This window comes from Streptosporangium sp. NPDC087985, assembly GCF_044741965.1.
GTDB lineage: Bacteria > Actinomycetota > Actinomycetes > Streptosporangiales > Streptosporangiaceae > Streptosporangium.
On the sequence record NZ_JBIUTQ010000002.1, the window covers coordinates 230,929 to 246,495 of the forward strand.

At 70.7% G+C, this 15,567-nt stretch carries 15 protein-coding genes; 10 read left to right on the forward strand and 5 right to left on the reverse strand.

The window, feature by feature from the left end:
* Nucleotides 1-79 precede the first annotated feature (79 nt).
* Nucleotides 80-1,003 carry a lysostaphin resistance A-like protein gene (locus tag ACIN94_RS06225; protein WP_400700362.1) on the forward strand — a complete coding sequence of 308 codons (924 nt, stop codon included), beginning with the start codon at nt 80-82 and terminating at the stop codon, nt 1,001-1,003.
* A gap of 6 nt (nt 1,004-1,009) precedes the next feature.
* Here the strand turns inward: ACIN94_RS06225 and ACIN94_RS06230 are convergent, their stop codons facing one another.
* Nucleotides 1,010-1,867: an adenosylcobinamide-GDP ribazoletransferase gene (locus ACIN94_RS06230; RefSeq protein WP_400700364.1), complete on the reverse strand. Its 858-nt coding sequence runs from the start codon at nt 1,865-1,867 to the stop codon at nt 1,010-1,012.
* A gap of 63 nt (nt 1,868-1,930) precedes the next feature.
* Entirely contained in the window at nt 1,931-3,052 is a 1,122-nt protein-coding gene (locus ACIN94_RS06235) for a bifunctional adenosylcobinamide kinase/adenosylcobinamide-phosphate guanylyltransferase (protein ID WP_400700366.1), read from the reverse strand.
* Between the two features lie 141 nt (nt 3,053-3,193).
* Between ACIN94_RS06235 and ACIN94_RS06240 the strand changes: the two genes are divergently transcribed.
* Nucleotides 3,194-3,400: a hypothetical protein gene (locus ACIN94_RS06240; protein WP_400700368.1), complete on the forward strand. Its 207-nt coding sequence runs from the start codon at nt 3,194-3,196 to the stop codon at nt 3,398-3,400.
* Nucleotides 3,401-3,463: 63 nt separating this feature from the next.
* Here the strand turns inward: ACIN94_RS06240 and ACIN94_RS06245 are convergent, their stop codons facing one another.
* Together ACIN94_RS06245 and ACIN94_RS06250 are read right to left on the reverse strand one after the other, a co-directional pair.
* Complete coding sequence (locus ACIN94_RS06245) at nt 3,464-4,462, reverse strand: aldo/keto reductase family protein (RefSeq protein WP_400700370.1); 999 nt, start codon at nt 4,460-4,462, stop codon at nt 3,464-3,466.
* Between the two features lie 169 nt (nt 4,463-4,631).
* A complete protein-coding gene (locus tag ACIN94_RS06250) occupies nt 4,632-5,240 on the reverse strand; it encodes a DUF3043 domain-containing protein (RefSeq protein ID WP_400700372.1) in 609 nt (202 codons plus the stop codon).
* 147 nt (nt 5,241-5,387) lie between these two features.
* On the opposite strand from ACIN94_RS06250, the gene ACIN94_RS06255 reads away from it, so the two are divergent.
* The 7 genes from ACIN94_RS06255 to ACIN94_RS06285 all read left to right on the forward strand — a co-directional run bounded on the left by ACIN94_RS06255 (nt 5,388) and on the right by ACIN94_RS06285 (nt 13,653).
* Entirely contained in the window at nt 5,388-6,185 is a 798-nt protein-coding gene (locus ACIN94_RS06255) for a PspA/IM30 family protein (protein WP_400700373.1), read from the forward strand.
* Complete coding sequence (locus ACIN94_RS06260) at nt 6,182-6,460, forward strand: hypothetical protein (protein ID WP_400700375.1); 279 nt, start codon at nt 6,182-6,184, stop codon at nt 6,458-6,460. Before ACIN94_RS06255 ends, ACIN94_RS06260 begins: the two co-directional genes overlap by 4 nt.
* Nucleotides 6,461-6,469: 9 nt before the next feature.
* On the forward strand, nt 6,470-7,381 hold the full coding sequence (gene htpX, locus ACIN94_RS06265) for a zinc metalloprotease HtpX (RefSeq protein WP_400700377.1): 912 nt from the start codon (nt 6,470-6,472) through the stop codon (nt 7,379-7,381).
* Entirely contained in the window at nt 7,378-7,947 is a 570-nt protein-coding gene (locus ACIN94_RS06270; RefSeq protein ID WP_400700379.1) for a hypothetical protein, read from the forward strand. The genes htpX and ACIN94_RS06270 overlap by 4 nt, the downstream gene beginning before the upstream one ends.
* A gap of 4 nt (nt 7,948-7,951) precedes the next feature.
* A complete protein-coding gene (locus ACIN94_RS06275) occupies nt 7,952-9,388 on the forward strand; it encodes an alpha/beta fold hydrolase (protein WP_400700380.1) in 1,437 nt (478 codons plus the stop codon).
* Nucleotides 9,389-9,431: 43 nt separating this feature from the next.
* A complete protein-coding gene (gene lysX / locus ACIN94_RS06280; RefSeq protein ID WP_400700382.1) occupies nt 9,432-12,725 on the forward strand; it encodes a bifunctional lysylphosphatidylglycerol synthetase/lysine--tRNA ligase LysX in 3,294 nt (1,097 codons plus the stop codon).
* Between the two features lie 175 nt (nt 12,726-12,900).
* Nucleotides 12,901-13,653: an SIMPL domain-containing protein gene (locus tag ACIN94_RS06285; RefSeq protein ID WP_400700384.1), complete on the forward strand. Its 753-nt coding sequence runs from the start codon at nt 12,901-12,903 to the stop codon at nt 13,651-13,653.
* Nucleotides 13,654-13,696: 43 nt separating this feature from the next.
* On the opposite strand, the gene nadA is transcribed toward ACIN94_RS06285, so the two are convergent.
* On the reverse strand, nt 13,697-14,851 hold the full coding sequence (nadA, locus tag ACIN94_RS06290; protein ID WP_400700386.1) for a quinolinate synthase NadA: 1,155 nt from the start codon (nt 14,849-14,851) through the stop codon (nt 13,697-13,699).
* A 191-nt stretch (nt 14,852-15,042) separates the two neighbouring features.
* Between nadA and erpA the strand changes: the two genes are divergently transcribed.
* Nucleotides 15,043-15,396, forward strand: a complete 354-nt coding sequence (gene erpA / locus ACIN94_RS06295) for an iron-sulfur cluster insertion protein ErpA (protein WP_184757387.1) — start codon at nt 15,043-15,045, stop codon at nt 15,394-15,396.
* Nucleotides 15,397-15,567: the final 171 nt, after the last annotated feature.

A 15,567-nucleotide genomic window follows, 5' to 3' on the forward strand; every position in this document is an offset into this window, starting at 1 on the left:
GCGCTCCCGGTTCTCTCCCCGCCCGGCCCGGGCCGGGGAGACGCGCCGTTGTCCACCCCCTCTCCCCGGAAGTGATGTCATGTCACGTCGCCCCACTGACCTGTGGCTCTTCCTGCTCGCCGCGTTCGGCCTGTCCTGGCTGGCCACTCTCCCCATCTGGCTGACGGGCGCACCCCTCGACTCCCCGATGATCACGCTGCTCGGCATCGTGATGATGTTCACCCCCACGCTCGGCGTCCTCGCCGTCCGGCTGTACGGCAGGCGGCGAGGAGAACCCGGGACCACCTGGCGTGAATGGGCCGGGAGGACGGGGCTGACCCTGGGCGGGCGCCGGGGACGTACGTTCGCGCTCATCGCGCTGGCCTGGTTCGGCGTCCCGCTGCTGGTCGTGGCGGCCATCGCGCTCAGCGCCGCCCTCGGGCTGCTCGCCCTCGACCTCGGCGGCCTCAGCCTGTTCCGCGAGGGCCTGGCCGCGGCCACCGGGGGACAGGGACCCGCGATGGATCCCAAGGTGCTGGCCATCGTGCTGCTCGCGGCGGCGGTCCTGATCGCCCCGCTGATCAACTCGATCGCGGCGTTCGGCGAGGAGTGGGGCTGGCGAGGCTGGCTGCTGCCGCGCCTGATGCCGCTGGGCACCTGGCGGGCACTGCTGGTATCCGGAGTGATCTGGGGCGCCTGGCACGCCCCGCTCACCCTGCGCGGCTACAACTATCCCGGGCTCGGCGCCTGGGCGGCGCCCATGTTCGTCATCTTCTGCGTGGTCTTCGGATGCCTGCTCGGCTGGCTCCGTCTCTACTCGGGCAGCATCTGGCCCGCGGTCGTCGGCCACGGCGCGCTGAACGCCTCGGCGGGCCTCATCCTGTTCGTCGGTGACGCGGCCGCTCCGCCCGATCCCGCCATCGCCGGGATCACCGGCCTCGTCGGATCGGTGCTGCTGGCCGTGGTCGCCGCCGTGCTGTTCAAGCTCTGGCCGGCCCGTCAGGCCGTCCCGGCCGCCGCCTGACCGAGGTCAGCCCACGGCCACCGCGCACACCACCAGCGCGGTGGCCGTGGCGATCTCGACGAGTGCGCCGAGCACGTCTCCGGTGATCCCGCCCAGCCGCCGCACGGCCCTGTGCCGCAGGGTCCAGGCGGCCAGCAGTCCCACGAGGACGGCCACGGGCGGACCCCAGGCGGCCATGGACAGCCCTCCACCCCACCGCAGGAACGCGGAGCCTGCCGGGGGGGCCCAGCCGAGGGAGGAGAAGAACGTCAGGGCGGCCGCCCCGGCGAGCATGAGTGCCGTCACGGCCAGCGCGGGGCCTCGCCGTACGGTGCCCGCGACCAGCGCGCCGAGCCCGTCGGGACGGGCGGAGGGGACACCGGCGCGGCAGGCCCAGGTGAGTGCCAGCCTTCCCGTCACGCAGGCGGTGACCAGCGCAGCCGGTCCCATCCCCGCCGCGGAGACCTCCGCCAGCGCCGTCACCTGGACCAGCAGGGTGAAGACCAGCGTCACGACGCCGAACGGGCCGATGTCGGATCTCTTCATGACGTCCAGCGCCTGGTCGGCGGGCTTGCCGCTGCCCAGCCCGTCGGCCAGGTCGGCCAGCCCGTCCAGATGCAGTCCCCGGGTGAGCAGCGCCAGCGACGCCACGGCCAGCACCGACGCCGGAAGCGGGGTGATCCCCAGCCAGAGCGCCACCGCGAGCACGGCCCCGCCGGCGGCCCCGAGCAGCACTCCCACGGGCGGGGCGACCGTCATCGCGATCCTCGCGGCCCGGCGGTCGATCACCCCTGGGCGGACCGGGAACACGCTCAGCGTGCCGATCGCGAGGCGCACCCCGTCGGCGAACGGGGACGGGCTCTGCGGAGGCGGCGTTCCAGACACGGTCGACGATCGTAGCCCGCGCAGCCGTCCGCCGGCCGCGCCCCCGCTCGGGCAGGCAGCCGCTCAGACGGGCAGAGGGAGGACGCGGCCGGCCACGACCAGGGCGACGTCCTCGGATTCGAGCGCCAGCCGCTGGTTCAGGCGGCCCAGGGCGTCGCGGAACATCCGGCCGCTGGAGGTGGCGGGTACCACGCCGAGCCCGACCTCGTCGGAGACCGCCACGACAGGGACCCGGGTCTGCCGCCAAGCGGCGACCAGCTCGTCGCAGCGGGCCGTGACCTCCCTGTGGCCGCCCCCGCTCCAGGCGTCGCATCCGTCGAAGACCGCGGCGATCCAGGTGCCGAGCCCGTCGATCAGCAGCGGGACCTCGGCGCTCCGCAGGAGCCCGGCCAGATCGACGGTCTCGGCCGTGTCCCAGTGGGCTGGCCGGCGCTCCCGGTGCGCCCGGACCCGGCGGACCCACTCGGTGTCGTCGTCGCCGGAGGGTCCGGTCGCGACGTAGAGGACCTCGGGTTCGGCCGCCAGCCGGAGTTCGGCCTCGGCCGACTTGCCCGAGCGCGTTCCGCCCAGGAGCAGGGTGCGCCGCGGCCGCGCGGTCCGGGCGGGCGCGGACTCGCCGGTGTCGAGGACCGTCCCGTCCGGTACGGCCCGCACCCCCCACAGCGCGGCCCGCCGTGTCAGCTCCGCCTCCGTCGCCACCCGGTGATCGATGTCCACGGCCACGACGTGGGTCCGCTCGCCGATCACACCCCGGCGGCGCAGATTCCCCAGCCGCTCCGGCCGGTCCAGCACGTCCATCAGCACCAGGTCGAAGGCGGTCCGCTCGGCCTCCGCGCGCTCCGGGTCTCGGGAGCCTTCCGCGCGTGCCGGGGTCCACGGCTGCCCGTCCCGCGCGCCGGACCGGCTCGGGAGCGGGGCCGCGTAGAGGATCCGCTCCCCGCCGGGAGCGGTGAGGATGAGGCCGTCGGGGCCCGTCGAGACCTGGTAGCCGGGAGGGAGGGGGCCGGTGGGCGGGAGCCGTACGGGATCGGCGGGGACGGCCACGGCGCACGGGACCCGTGCGGGATCAAGGACGACGTCGGTGGGGCGGCGATGACCGGGGGCGAGCCGTGCGCAGGAGGCGCACCCGCAGTCCGGGACGGGCCAGCCGCCGGCCGCCGCCGTACCGGAGATCAGGACCTTCACCGCCCCAGCGTACGGGCGCGGGGCCGGTCGTCCGGCGGGGACCGCGTTCAGGGGCGCGGGAACACGTCTGCCCCGGGACCGGAGATGTAGGGTTCGCTGAGCCGTCGGAGGCACCGGAAAACGCGTGAAAGGACCCATGACATGACGTGGCACTGGCGTTATGAGAACGCGAATGGCGGCATCGTGACTGAGGGGGTTATACCGTCCGACACGTTTCCGAGTCAGGCGGACGCGGAGTCATGGCTTGGTGAGAGCTGGCGTGAGCTGCTGGAATCCGGTGTCGAAAAGGTCACTCTGCTTGAGGGCGACCGGATCGAATACGAGAAGATGTCGTTGCGTGCGGAATAGGTGAAACCCCCTTGGGTCTCCACCGCGGAGTGAGGACCCAAGGGGTTCTGTCGGTTCCGGTGGTTACGGGCGCGTCGCGGGGCTGACGGTCTTGGCCGGGTCACGCTCGACGATCGGGCCGAGAACATCGTCGATCTTCTTCAGCACCTCGGCGTCCAGCTTCACGCCGGCGGCCTTGACGTTGTCGCGGACCTGTTCCGGCTTCGTCGCCCCGATGATGGCGGAGGCCACGTTCGGGTTCTGCAGCACCCACGCCACCGCGAGCTGGGCCATGCTCAGCCCGAGGTCGCCGGCGATCGGCTTCAGGTCCTGGACGCGGGTCAGCACGTCGTCGGTCAGCATCCGGGAGATGAAGTTGCCCCCGGTCGAGTCGGTGGCCCGGGAGCCCGCGGGCGGCGGCTGGCCCGGCAGATACTTGCCGGTGAGCACGCCCTGGGCGATCGGGGACCAGACGATCTGGCTGAGGCCCTCCTTCTCGGAGAGGGGGACGACCTCGGACTCGATGACCCGCCACAGCATGGAGTACTGCGGCTGGTTGGAGACCAGGCGGTCGAAGCCCATCTCGTCGGCGATCTTCAACGCCTGGGCGATCTGGTCGGCGGTCCACTCGCTGACGCCGACGTAGAGGACCTTGCCCTGCCGGACGAGGTCGTCGAAGGTCTTGAGGGTCTCCTCCAGCGGCGTCTCGTTGTCGAAGCGGTGGGCCTGGTAGAGGTCGACGTAGTCGGTCTGCAGGCGGCGCAGCGAGCCGTGGATGGACTCGGTGACGTGCTTGCGGGACAGACCTCGGTCGTTGGGGCCGGCACCCGTGGGCCAGTAGACCTTGGTGAAGATCTCCAAAGACTCGCGGCGGACACCCTTCAGGGCGCGCCCGAGCACCTCCTCCGCCTTGGTGCCCGCGTAGACGTCAGCGGTGTCGAAGGTGGTGATCCCCTCGTCGAGCGCCGCACGCACACACTCCTTGGCGGCGTCCTCCTCGACCTGGGAGCCATGAGTGATCCAATTGCCGTAGCTGATCTCACTGACCATGAGACCGCTGCGGCCAAGGTGACGGAATTCCATACCCCGACCCTAGTAGGTGCCATGTGGCAGATCGATTCGAGCCGGGGGAACCGTCGGCTCGGATCGGGCCGGCCCGGTCGGTCTGACCGAGGATGGGGTGCTCAGTCGGATGGCGGTGAGCCGACAGCACGGAGCCCCGCCTCCGTGGAAGGAGACGGGGCCCGGAAACCTACTTCTTCGGCGGGACGGGCTTGCCGCCGGGCAGGAAGGCGGGGGGCGGGAAGCGCAGTTTGCGGATCTGCAGCGCACGCATGGCGGCGTAGAAACCGACGCCCTTGAGACTCTCGTCGGGGAACTTCTCGGCCACCAGCTTCTTGACCTTCCACGACACCCAGACCGAGGTGGCCAGCACGCCCACCATCATGATCGGCCAGCCGATCGTGATGACCGCGCTGTAGACGTAGTAGCGGATCTGCTCGGGGAAGGGGATCCAGGTGAGAAGCAGGATCAGCAGCGAGAACGGCAGGAAGTACTGGCTGACGATCCGGCGGGAGTCGACCCAGTCGCGGGCGAACTTGCGGGCCGGACCCCGGTCGCGCGCCGGGAAGTAGCGCTCGTCGCCGCGCATCATGCCCTCGCGCGCCTTGACGCGCTCGTTGGCCTGGCGCTCGCGGAGCTGTCTGTACGCCTCTTTGCGGTTCTGGGGGGCGTTCACCGGCTGGCGGCGACGGCCTTCGGCGTCCCGGCGCTTGGGTGTGGGACGCCCCTTGCCCGCAGGCTTAGGATCGGTGGCGGAGGCGAGGGAGTCGTCCGCGGTGGTCTGGGTACGTCGGAACACATCGTTCAGCCTACCGGGACCGCAACTTAGTGACGCCCTCGTGCGTTATGCGTAGGGTGAACCTAGGCGGCTCCGGTGCCTGGCTCCGGGGGCTGGAATCACTGGGGTGACCGGAAGCGCATTTGAAGAAGGGGACGGCCGACGCGCATGAGCGTGATGAAGAGACTTTCCTTGATTTTCAGGTCCAAGGCGAACAACGCCTTAGACAAAATGGAGGACCCGCGCGAAACCCTGGACTACTCCTACCAGCGTCAGTTGGAGTTGTTGCAGAAGGTGCGCCGGGGAGTGGCGGACGTCGCCACCTCGCGCAAGCGGGTGGAGCTGCAGATCAACCAGATCGAGGCCCAGGCGCGCAAGCTTGAGGACCAGGGGCGCAAGGCGCTCGGCGTCGGCCGCGAGGACCTCGCCCGCGAGGCGCTGACCCGCCGGGGGAGCCTGCAGACCCAGATCGCTGATCTGCGCGTGCAGCATGACAACCTGCAGGCCGAGGAGGAGAAGCTCACCACCGCCTCGCACCGGCTGCAGGCCAAGGTCGACTCCTTCCGCACGCGCAAGGAGACGATCAAGGCGACCTACACCGCGGCCGAGGCGCAGACGCGGATCAACGAGGCTTTCTCCGGCATCTCCGAGGAGATGGGCGATGTTGGCCTGGCCATCCAGCGGGCCGAGGACAAGACGGCCTCGATGCAGGCCCGCGCGGGCGCCATCGACGAGCTGCTGGCCAGTGGCGCGCTCGATGACTTCAGCGGGCAGCGCGGCGACGACATCCAGGCCGAGCTGGACCGCATGGGTGGCGGCCACGACGTGGAGCTGGAGATCGCCCGGATGAAGGCCGAGCTGGGCCAGGGCTCCGCGCCCAAGAGCGCGATCGAGCCCGGGGCTCCCCAGCAGCAGCCACAGTCTCCCCAGACCCAGCAGTACCGTCAGCCGGGGGAGGGGCTGTGATCGTTCGTATCATGGGCGAGGGCCAGACCGAGATCTCCCCGAATGACCTCGACGTTCTCAATGTCCTGGACGGTGAGCTGGAGGCGGCCATCGAGGCCGGCGACGAGGAGACGTTCAGAACCCGGCTGCACGACCTGCTGGACAAGGTCCGCCATGTCGGGAAGGCGCTCCCGGACGACAGTCTGGAGCCCTCGGAGCTGATTTTGCCCCCGGCTGACGCTTCCATGGAAGAAGTACGGGAGATGCTCGGTAATGAAGGGCTGATTCCCGGATAGTTTGGTCATATGGCATACACCCGGTTTGCCCCGGACCGGGGCTTGACCAGACGCATGGTCGCGACCATGTTCCTCCTCGGACTGCTGTACGTGGTCTTCGTGGGCGTGCTGATCGCGCTGGGAGTCCAGACGGTCATGGTGCTGCTCATCGCGGGCGGCACCCTGCTGGTCCAGTACTTCATGTCCGACCGCATCGCGCTGTTCGCGATGCACGGACATGAAGTCACCCCGGAGCAGGCGCCGGAGCTGCACGGCATGATCGACCGCCTCAGCGCCATGGCCGACATGCCCAAGCCCAGGGTGGCGATCGCCGATTCGGACGTCCCGAACGCTTTCGCCACCGGCCGCAATCAGAAGAACGCCGTGGTGTGCGTGACCACCGGGCTGCTGCGCCGCCTGGAGCGGGCCGAGCTTGAGGCCGTGCTCGCCCACGAGATGTCCCACGTGGCCCACCGCGACGTCGCCGTGATGACCATCGCCTCGTTCCTCGGCATCACCGCCGGCCTCATGACCAGATTTGCGCTCTACGCCGGACTGGGCGGCCGCGGCCGCGACGACAGGGGCGGCGTGCCGATCGGTCTGATCATCATGCTGGTCTCGGTCCTGGTGTACGCGGTCAGCTTCCTGCTCACCCGCGCCTTGTCGCGCTACCGCGAGCTGGCCGCCGACCGTGCCGGAGCACTCCTCACCCAGCGCCCCTCGGCCCTGGCCAGCGCGCTCGTCAAGATCAGCGGTGAGATGGCCCGCATCCCGACCAGGGATCTGCGGGAGGCCGAGCCGTTCAACGCCTTCTTCTTCGTCCCCGCGCTGTCCGGGGGCGCCAGTATGGCCACGCTGTTCGCGACCCACCCGCCGCTGAACCGGCGCCTGGAGCAGCTCGCCAAGATCTCCGCCCAGCTCGGACAGGGAGGGGGACGGTGAAGTGGTGGGACGCGTTGCTGGGCCGTACCGAACCCGTCAAGCCGGACCTGGACGCGCTGTTCGCGCTGCCGTCGGCGGCGGTGACCCTGCAGGCCGCGACCGGATTCGCACCGGCCGGGACGGGGGCGGTCTGCTTCCGCCAGGCCGAGGGCGCGGCCTTCGCCGAGCTGGAGCGTGACGTCACCCAGTTGCTCGCCACGGGGGGCGGCCCGCCGGTGGAGGAGTCCACGGACACCTACGGCTACAGCTGGCTGCTGGTGCGCCGTGCGCCCGAGCAGCTGAGCGAGCTGGTCACCGACCTGCACGCGGTCAACTCCTCCCTTGAGGCGGCGGGCTTCGGTCCCTCCCTGCTCTGTTCCCTGGTCTCGTTCACCGACGGGTCCGCCCGCCGGCTCGCCCTGGTGTATCTCTACAAGCGAGGCACCTTCTACCCGTTCGCACCGCTGTCCGGGCAGCGGCGGGACAACGCGCTGGAGCTTCAGATGCGCGCCGCGATCGAGGGCGAGCTGCCGATCGAGCCCGACCTCGGCCGCTGGTTCCCCCTCTGGGGCGCCCCGGGACTCTGAGGCGATGCGCGCCGGGCGGAAACTGACTCGGGTCGCGGCCTGCGCGTTCGCCGTCGCGGGCCTGTGCTACAGCGCCTGGGTGCCGGTGCAGTTCCTCAACGCGGAAATCGGCCGGGCGGGCGCCTACGTCAGCGAGCTGGCGGCGGTCGACCAGTCGTGGTCGTGGCTGGTGCGGGTCGCCGACGTGATCTCCGGGTCCGCCTGCCTGGCTGCGGTGGCGCTGGTGCCCGACGAGCGGCCCGGCCGGTGGGGGGCGGCGGGCTGGCTCGGTCTCGCGCTGCTGGGCGTGATGACGGTCCTGGACGGCGGTGTCTTCCCGCTGGACTGTGCCGCCCTGAGCGACCCCGCCTGCGCCGCGGCCGAGGCGGCGGGGTGGGTCTCGGTCTCCCACCGGATCCACCTGGGGACCAGCGCCCTGGCGGTCGCGGGAGCGGTGCTCAGCCTCGGGGCGCTGCCGGTGAGCGCGCTGCGGCGGCACAGGTGGCCGCTCATCGGGTACGGCGGGGCGGTGCTGGCCCCGCTCATGGCCGTCGCCACGGGGTGGACCCTGGTGGCCATCGTGTCCGGTGCCCCGGTGGGGATCGCGCAGCGGTTCCAGGTCTCGGTCATCGGGCTCTGGCTGCTGCTGACGGCGACCGCGCTGTGGCGGGACCGGACGCCGGCGCCCCCGCCGGAGCCGCACGTCCTGGTGGAGGGGGCCGGAGCGCCGCCGGTGCTGATCTGCGCGGGAATGGCGGCGGCGTGGTTCCACTGGGACCGGGCCGCCGCCGACCTGAGCCGCGACCACACGGTGATCCGGTTCGACCGGCCAGGCCTGGGACTCAGCTCCGGCCACCGCCGGCCGCCCACGTTGCGTGAGGAGGCGGAACGGATCGGCGTGCTCGCGGACGTCCCCCTGGTGGTGGGTCACTCGGCGGCGGGCCGGTACGCGGAGGCATTCGCCCGGCTCCATCCCGGGCGGGTGGCGGGGCTGGTCCTGGTCGATCCCAGCTGCGACCCGGTGGCGCGGCCCCGCGGCGCCGTGCACGCGGCCGTCGTACGCGCCGTGCAGCGTGCCCTGCCCGCCTTCGGTGGCACGTTCGGCGCGACCGTCGTGGCCTCCCTGACCATGCCCGTCGCGCACCGGTTCCTCATGGGGACGCACGACCGCGCCCGGGCCGTGTACGGCAGGGGCCGGGTCCTGGCCGCCGCGGCGGCCGAGTGGCTCGCCTACCGGGACATGGCCGTGGAGCTCGGCGCGTTGCGCGAGACCCACCCTTTCCCGGATGTCCCCGTCGTCATCCTCAGCGCCGGCCCGGAGGACCGCTGCCACCATGAGCTCGCCGAGCTGCTGAACGCCAAGCTGATCCCCCTTCCGGGCGTCGGTCACGAGGTCCAGCTCGAAAGGCCCGAGGCGATAGGCGAAGCAGTCCGGATGGTCAGTAGATTTCACGATAGGTAGCCGGGTATACGATCTGAGTGGCGATCATCTCGGGGGTGCGGTGATGGCATCTCGGCTGAAGGACCGGAGCTGGACGGCGGAGGTGCCTCAGGCACTGAGCGTGTTCTTCGCGGTGCTGTCGGCCTACTCGGCGGTCATCGCGCTCGTCGGGCCGTTGCGGAGGTTGCTGCAGCCGGCCACCGAGGTGGTCAGCACCAGCATCTTCTCGGTCGAGGCGAACCTCGGCTACGCCGTGTTCCTGGCGATCCTCGCCGGAGCCGTCTCCCGCCACAAGCGCGCGGCGTACTGGTTGCTGGTGGTGCTGCTGTCGCTGACCGCCCTGCTCGACGCGCTCCTACTGCCGCCGGTCTCCCCCCTGAGTGACAACCTCCTCCGGCGGCTCGGGTCCACCTGGTTCCTGGTCACGGGCACGATCAACCTGACTTTCGTCGCCGGGCTGCTGGCCGTGCTGGTGCTCGCCCGACGCGAGTTCTACGCCAAGATGCAGCGCGGCGCCTTCCGCAAGGCGTTACTGACCCTCGTCGTCCTGCTCGCGGCGTCCTTCGGCGTCGCCTACCTGCTGGTCAGCCTCTTCCCCGGCACGCTGACGCCGCCGGGCAGGTCCGCCTGGGCGCTGGAGAAGTCGCTGGGCGGTGCGGTCACCCTCGACCTCGACCGTGTCGGGCACCCGCCCTCTTGGATCGGCTTCGTCGTGGGCCTGCTGACCGCCGTCGCGATCCTCTCCGCGTTCCTGGTCCTGTTCCGCTCCCAGCGGGCCAGCGCCGAGCTGCCCCCGTCCGAGGAGGCCCGGATGCGCGCGCTGCTGGCCGTCACGGGAGAGCGCGACTCGCTGGGCTACTTCGCCACCCGCAGGGACCGGACCGCCATCTTCTCGGCGAGCGGCAAGGCGGCCCTCTCCTACCGGGTGGTCGCCGGGGTCAGCCTGGCCGGAGGTGATCCGATCGGGGACGTGGAGGCGTGGGAACCGGCCATCCGGACGTGGATGGGCCAGGCCGGGGAGTACGGCTGGGCCCCGGCGGCCATCGGGGCGAGCGAGGAGGGCGCCAGGGCCTACAACCGGGCGGGGCTGCGGGTGCTCCAGCTCGGTGACGAGGCGGTGATCGAGGTGGCGGCCTTCACTCTGAGCGGCAGGGAGATGCGCGGGGTGCGGCAGGCGGTCAACCGGGTCGAGCGGGCCGGATACACGCTGCGCGTCCGGCGGCACGAGGAGCTGACCCCGGAGGAGATGCGGCGGATCATCGACAGAGCCGAGATGTGGCGGGACACCGAGGCCGAACGCGGCTTCTCGATGGCGCTGGGCCGCCTCGGGGATCCGGCGGACGGCAGGTGCGTGCTGGTCGAGGCCCTCGAGCCGGACGGTGACCACGCCGCGCTGCTGTCCTTCGTTCCGTGGGGCGAGCACGGTCTGTCCCTGGACCTGATGCGCCGCGACCCCGAGGCCGACAACGGCCTGATGGAGTTCATGGTCTCCGGCCTCGTCGGGCAGGCGCCGGCGCTGGGGGTGGAGCACATCTCGCTGAACTTCGCCGTCTTCCGCGCCGCCTTCGAGGAGGGGGCGAGGATCGGCGCCGGGCCGGTGATACGGGCCTGGCGGGGGATGCTGCTGTTCTTCTCCCGATGGTGGCAGCTGGAGTCGCTGTACCGGTCGAACGTGAAGTACCGCCCCGAGTGGGTGCCGCGCTACCTCGCCTACGAGGACGGCCGCGACCTGCCCAAGGTCGCTCTCGCCTCGGCGATCGCGGAGGGCTTCCTGGGGTACGGGCCGAGCCTGCCCACGCTGCTGCGGCGCGGTGAGAAGCCGGCCCGGCCGGAGGTGGAGGCTCTCCCCGCAGCACTGACGGCCCTCGCGCCGGAACCGGAGGAGAGCCGGCGGGGCCCCGCCGTACCGGAACAGATGCGGGTCCGCCTCGCCAAGCTGGACCGGATCCGGGCCGAGGGCGGGGATCCGTACCCGGTGGGCTACCCGCGCACCCACACCGCGGCCGAGGTGCGGCAGGCACACCCCGGCCTGCCCGCCGACGCGCGGACCGGAGAGCGGGTCGCGGTGGCAGGGAGGGTGATGCTGGTCCGCGACCACGGGAAGCTGCTGTTCGTCACCCTCGCCGACTGGAGCGGCACCCTGCAGCTCATGATCACTCAAGGCGCGGCCCTGGATCGCTGGCGTCACACCGTCGACCTGGGCGACCAGGTCGGCTGCGCAGGTGAGGTCGTCACCAGCAGGACCGGGGAGCTGTCGGTGCTCGTCGAGGAGTGGACACTGACCGCCAAGTGCCTGCGCCCGCTGCCCGGCGGCCGCCACGGCACCGGCGGCCCGGCATCACGGTCCTGGCGGCGCTACCTCGACCTGATGACCGACGCCGAGGCCCGTGAGATGCTCCGGATCCGGGGCGCCGTCCTGCACGGCCTGCGCGACGCCCTGATCCGGCGGGGCTTCCTGGAGGTCGAGACGCCGATCCTGCAGCCCGTCCACGGCGGCGCCAACGCCCGGCCGTTCACCACTCACATGAACGCCTACGACCTGAGACTCTCCCTGCGGATCGCGCCGGAGCTGCACCTGAAGCGCCTGTGCGTGGGCGGGGTGGAGCGGGTCTTCGAGCTCGGCCCGGTCTTCCGGAACGAGGGGGTCTCCTACAAGCACAATCCGGAGTTCACGATGCTGGAGGCCTACCAGGCCTACGCCGACTACCGGGCGATGCTGGACCTCGCCCGCGAACTCGTCCAGGAGGCGGCCACCGCGGCGTTCGGCGCACCGGTGATCCGCAGGCACGGGCAGGAGGTCGACATCTCCGGGCTCTGGCGGACGGTCACCGTGAACGAGGCCGTCTCGGAGGCCACGGGAGAGCAGGTGACCGTGGACACCTCCCTCCAGGAGCTCCGCAAACTGGCCGATCGGCTGGCGGTGCCGTACGACCCGAGACGGGGGTGGGGTGCGATGATCCTGGAACTGTATGGGCGGCTGGTGGAGGAGCGGACCGTCGAGCCGGTCTTCTACACCGACTTCCCGGCGGAGGTCTCGCCGCTCGCCCGGCCGCACCGCCGTGATCCGAGGCTGGCCGAGCGGTGGGACCTGGTCGCCTTCGGCGTCGAGATCGGCACCGCCCACTCCGAGCTGACCGATCCGGTCGAGCAGCGCCGCCGCCTGACCGAGCAGTCGCTGCGGGCCGCCGCCGGAGAGCAGGACGCGATGGAGCTGGACGAGGACTTCCTGCAGGCGCTGGAGTACGCCATGCCGCCCACCGGCGGCCTCGGCATCGGCGTAGACCGGCTCGTGATGCTGCTGACCGGAACGTCGATCAGGAAGGCACTGACCTTCCCACTGGTCCGGCCGGGAAACTGACACATCGGCTGTGACCATTCGCCGTTCGCCACCAAGCGGCTCATCGGCTGGTACGACGACCGGAGGACAGGGCGGAGAGGCGCAAGCCTAGGGCTTCAGCCATGGGTTGTTGACGATTCGACAGGGCGCATTGGCGCCTATCCGCCGCCTCCTCACCCCGTGATGCCATGAGCTCATGATCAGAATGTCTCGTGCCGTGGCCGTGGCCGCGCTCGTCACCATGGGCATGTTCGGCGGTACCGCGTTCGCCGACTCCGATCCCGGTCCCGATCCCGGTCCCGGTCCCGCGCTGGGTTTCGGTTTCCCGAAATGGCTGCTGGATGAGAGCCAGTCCAAAATCACGGTCGTGGGGACGGGGAGCCAGTCCGCCGTTCCCGACGTCATGCGCCTGGACGCCGGGGTGGAGGTGCGCCGCCCCACCGCGGGCGCGGCCTTCGCCGACGCGCGCACGGCCGCCGCGAAGCTGACCCAGGCGCTGCTGGCGGCCGGGATCCAGGCCAAGGACCTGCGGACCAACGATCTGTCCCTCGGCCCCGAGTACAGCACCTACCCCACCGTCTCCGATTACCGGGCGGCGCAGGGTGTCGAGGCCGTGGTGCGCGACATCGCGTCCGCGGACAAGGTGATCGACGCGGTGGCCGCGGTCGGGGAGGAGGCCCGCCTGAACGGCATCTCCTTCGAGGTCTCCAACAACCGCGGGGTGCTCAGGGCCGCGCGTGACGCGGCGTTCAGGGACGCCGCTGCCCGTGCCGTCCAGTACGCCCGGCTGGCGGGCCGTGAGCTCGGCCCCGTCCTGACGATCAGTGAGGAGGAGACGTCGTCCCCGCCGATCAGGTTCGCCGCCGCCGCGCCGGTCGACAGCACCTCCATCAGCCCCGGTCAGCAGGCCCTCTCGGTCCAGGTCCGGGTGGTCTACGAGCTGTTCTGAGCCTCGGTGCGTGGGACGGGGGCCCGTCCCACGCCAGGGGGCGTCAGGGGAGGGCCAGCATCCGGTCCAGGGCGACCTTGGCCCAGCGGGTGGTGTCCTCGTCCACGGTGATCTGGTTGACGACCTGGCCGGCCGCGAGTGACTCCAGAGCCCAGACCAGGTGCGGCAGGTCGATCCGGTTCATCGTCGAGCAGTAGCAGACGGTCCGGTCCAGGAACGTCACGTTCTTGTCCGGGAACATCTGCCCCAGCCGCTTGACCAGGTTCAGCTCGGTGCCCACCGCCCAGGAGGACCCCGCCGGAGCCTCTTCGAGCTTCTTGATGATGTATTCGGTCGAGCCGACGTGGTCGGCCCTGGTGACCACCTCGTGCCTGCACTCGGGGTGCACCAGCACGTTGACACCGGGAATCCGCTCGCGGACGTCGTCCACGCACTCGGCGCTGAAGCGGCCGTGCACCGAGCAGTGACCCTTCCACAGGATCATCTTGGCGTTCTCGAGCTGTTCCGTGGTCAGCCCGCCGTTCGGCCGGTGCGGGTTGTACACGACGCAGTCGTCCAGCGAGAGGCCCATCTCCAGCACCGCGGTGTTGCGTCCCAGGTGCTGGTCGGGAAGGAACAGCACCTTCTCACCACGGGAGAACGCCCAGTCGAGAGCTCGCCTGGCGTTGGAGGAGGTGCACACCGCGCCGCCGTTGCGGCCGCAGAACGCCTTGATGTCGGCGCTGGAGTTCATGTAGGTGACCGGAACCGTGACGCCGGCGATCCCGGCGTCCTCCAGTGCCTCCCAGCACTCCTCGACCTGGTCGAACGTGGCCATGTCGGCCATCGAGCACCCGGCCGCGAGATCGGGCAGGACGACTTTCTGCGTGTCGCCGGTGAGGATGTCGGCCGACTCGGCCATGAAGTGCACGCCGCAGAAGACGATGTACTCGGCGTCCGGCCGGGCCGCCGCCTCCCGGGCGAGTTTGAAGGAGTCCCCGGTCACATCGGCGAACTGGATGACCTCGTCGCGCTGGTAGTGGTGCCCCAGCACGAAGACCCGGTCGCCGAGCGCGGCCTTGGCGCGCCTGGCGCGCTCCACAAGCGCCGGATCTGAGGCGGACGGCAACTCGCCGGGACAGTCGACACCGCGCTCGCTGTGCGAGTCGGTCCCCCTGCCGAGGACGAAGAGCGGAAGCCCGGTCTCGGTGGTCGTCACGGCCACACCCCCTTATCGTCGAACTGACGACTATGATGACACACGGCACCCGGGGCTTTATTCCGGGGCACGGGGGTAGTTCCGGATTGAGGAATGTGTAGCTGCCAGTGGGTGTTGGTAGCGTCTAAGAAGGACGTCATAAACAGACAGCCGCCTGATCGGGCGGCTGACGCAGACGCGGGAGTCACCACATGTCGGTTGAGAGCAGTGAGACCACGGCGCAGGGTCTGATCCTTAGTGACGCGGCCTCCGCCAAGGTCAAGAGCCTGCTGGAGCAGCAGGGCGAGGAAGGCCTCCAGCTTCGCGTGGCTGTGCAGCCCGGGGGTTGCTCCGGCCTGCGCTACCAGCTCTTCTTCGACGATCGTTCCATGGACGGCGACGTCGTCACGGACTTCAACGGTGTCAGCGTGGTCACCGACCGGATGAGCGCGCCCTACCTGGTGGGTGCCACGGTCGACTTCGTCGACACGATCGAGAAGCAGGGCTTCACGATCGATAACCCGAACGCCACGGGTTCGTGCGCCTGCGGCGACTCTTTCAACTAGCCGGCAAGGCAGCGCCAGCAAGGCGGAAAAGCATCGGGCGATGGCCCCGCAGGGTGAGATCTGTCACCCTGCGGGGCCGTCGCGCGTCCGCGAGGTCGCGTATTCTTGCGGGGTTTCAATGCCTGTCCCTTCTCAGATCCCGCCCCCTTCTCAGATGCTGACAACGAGGAG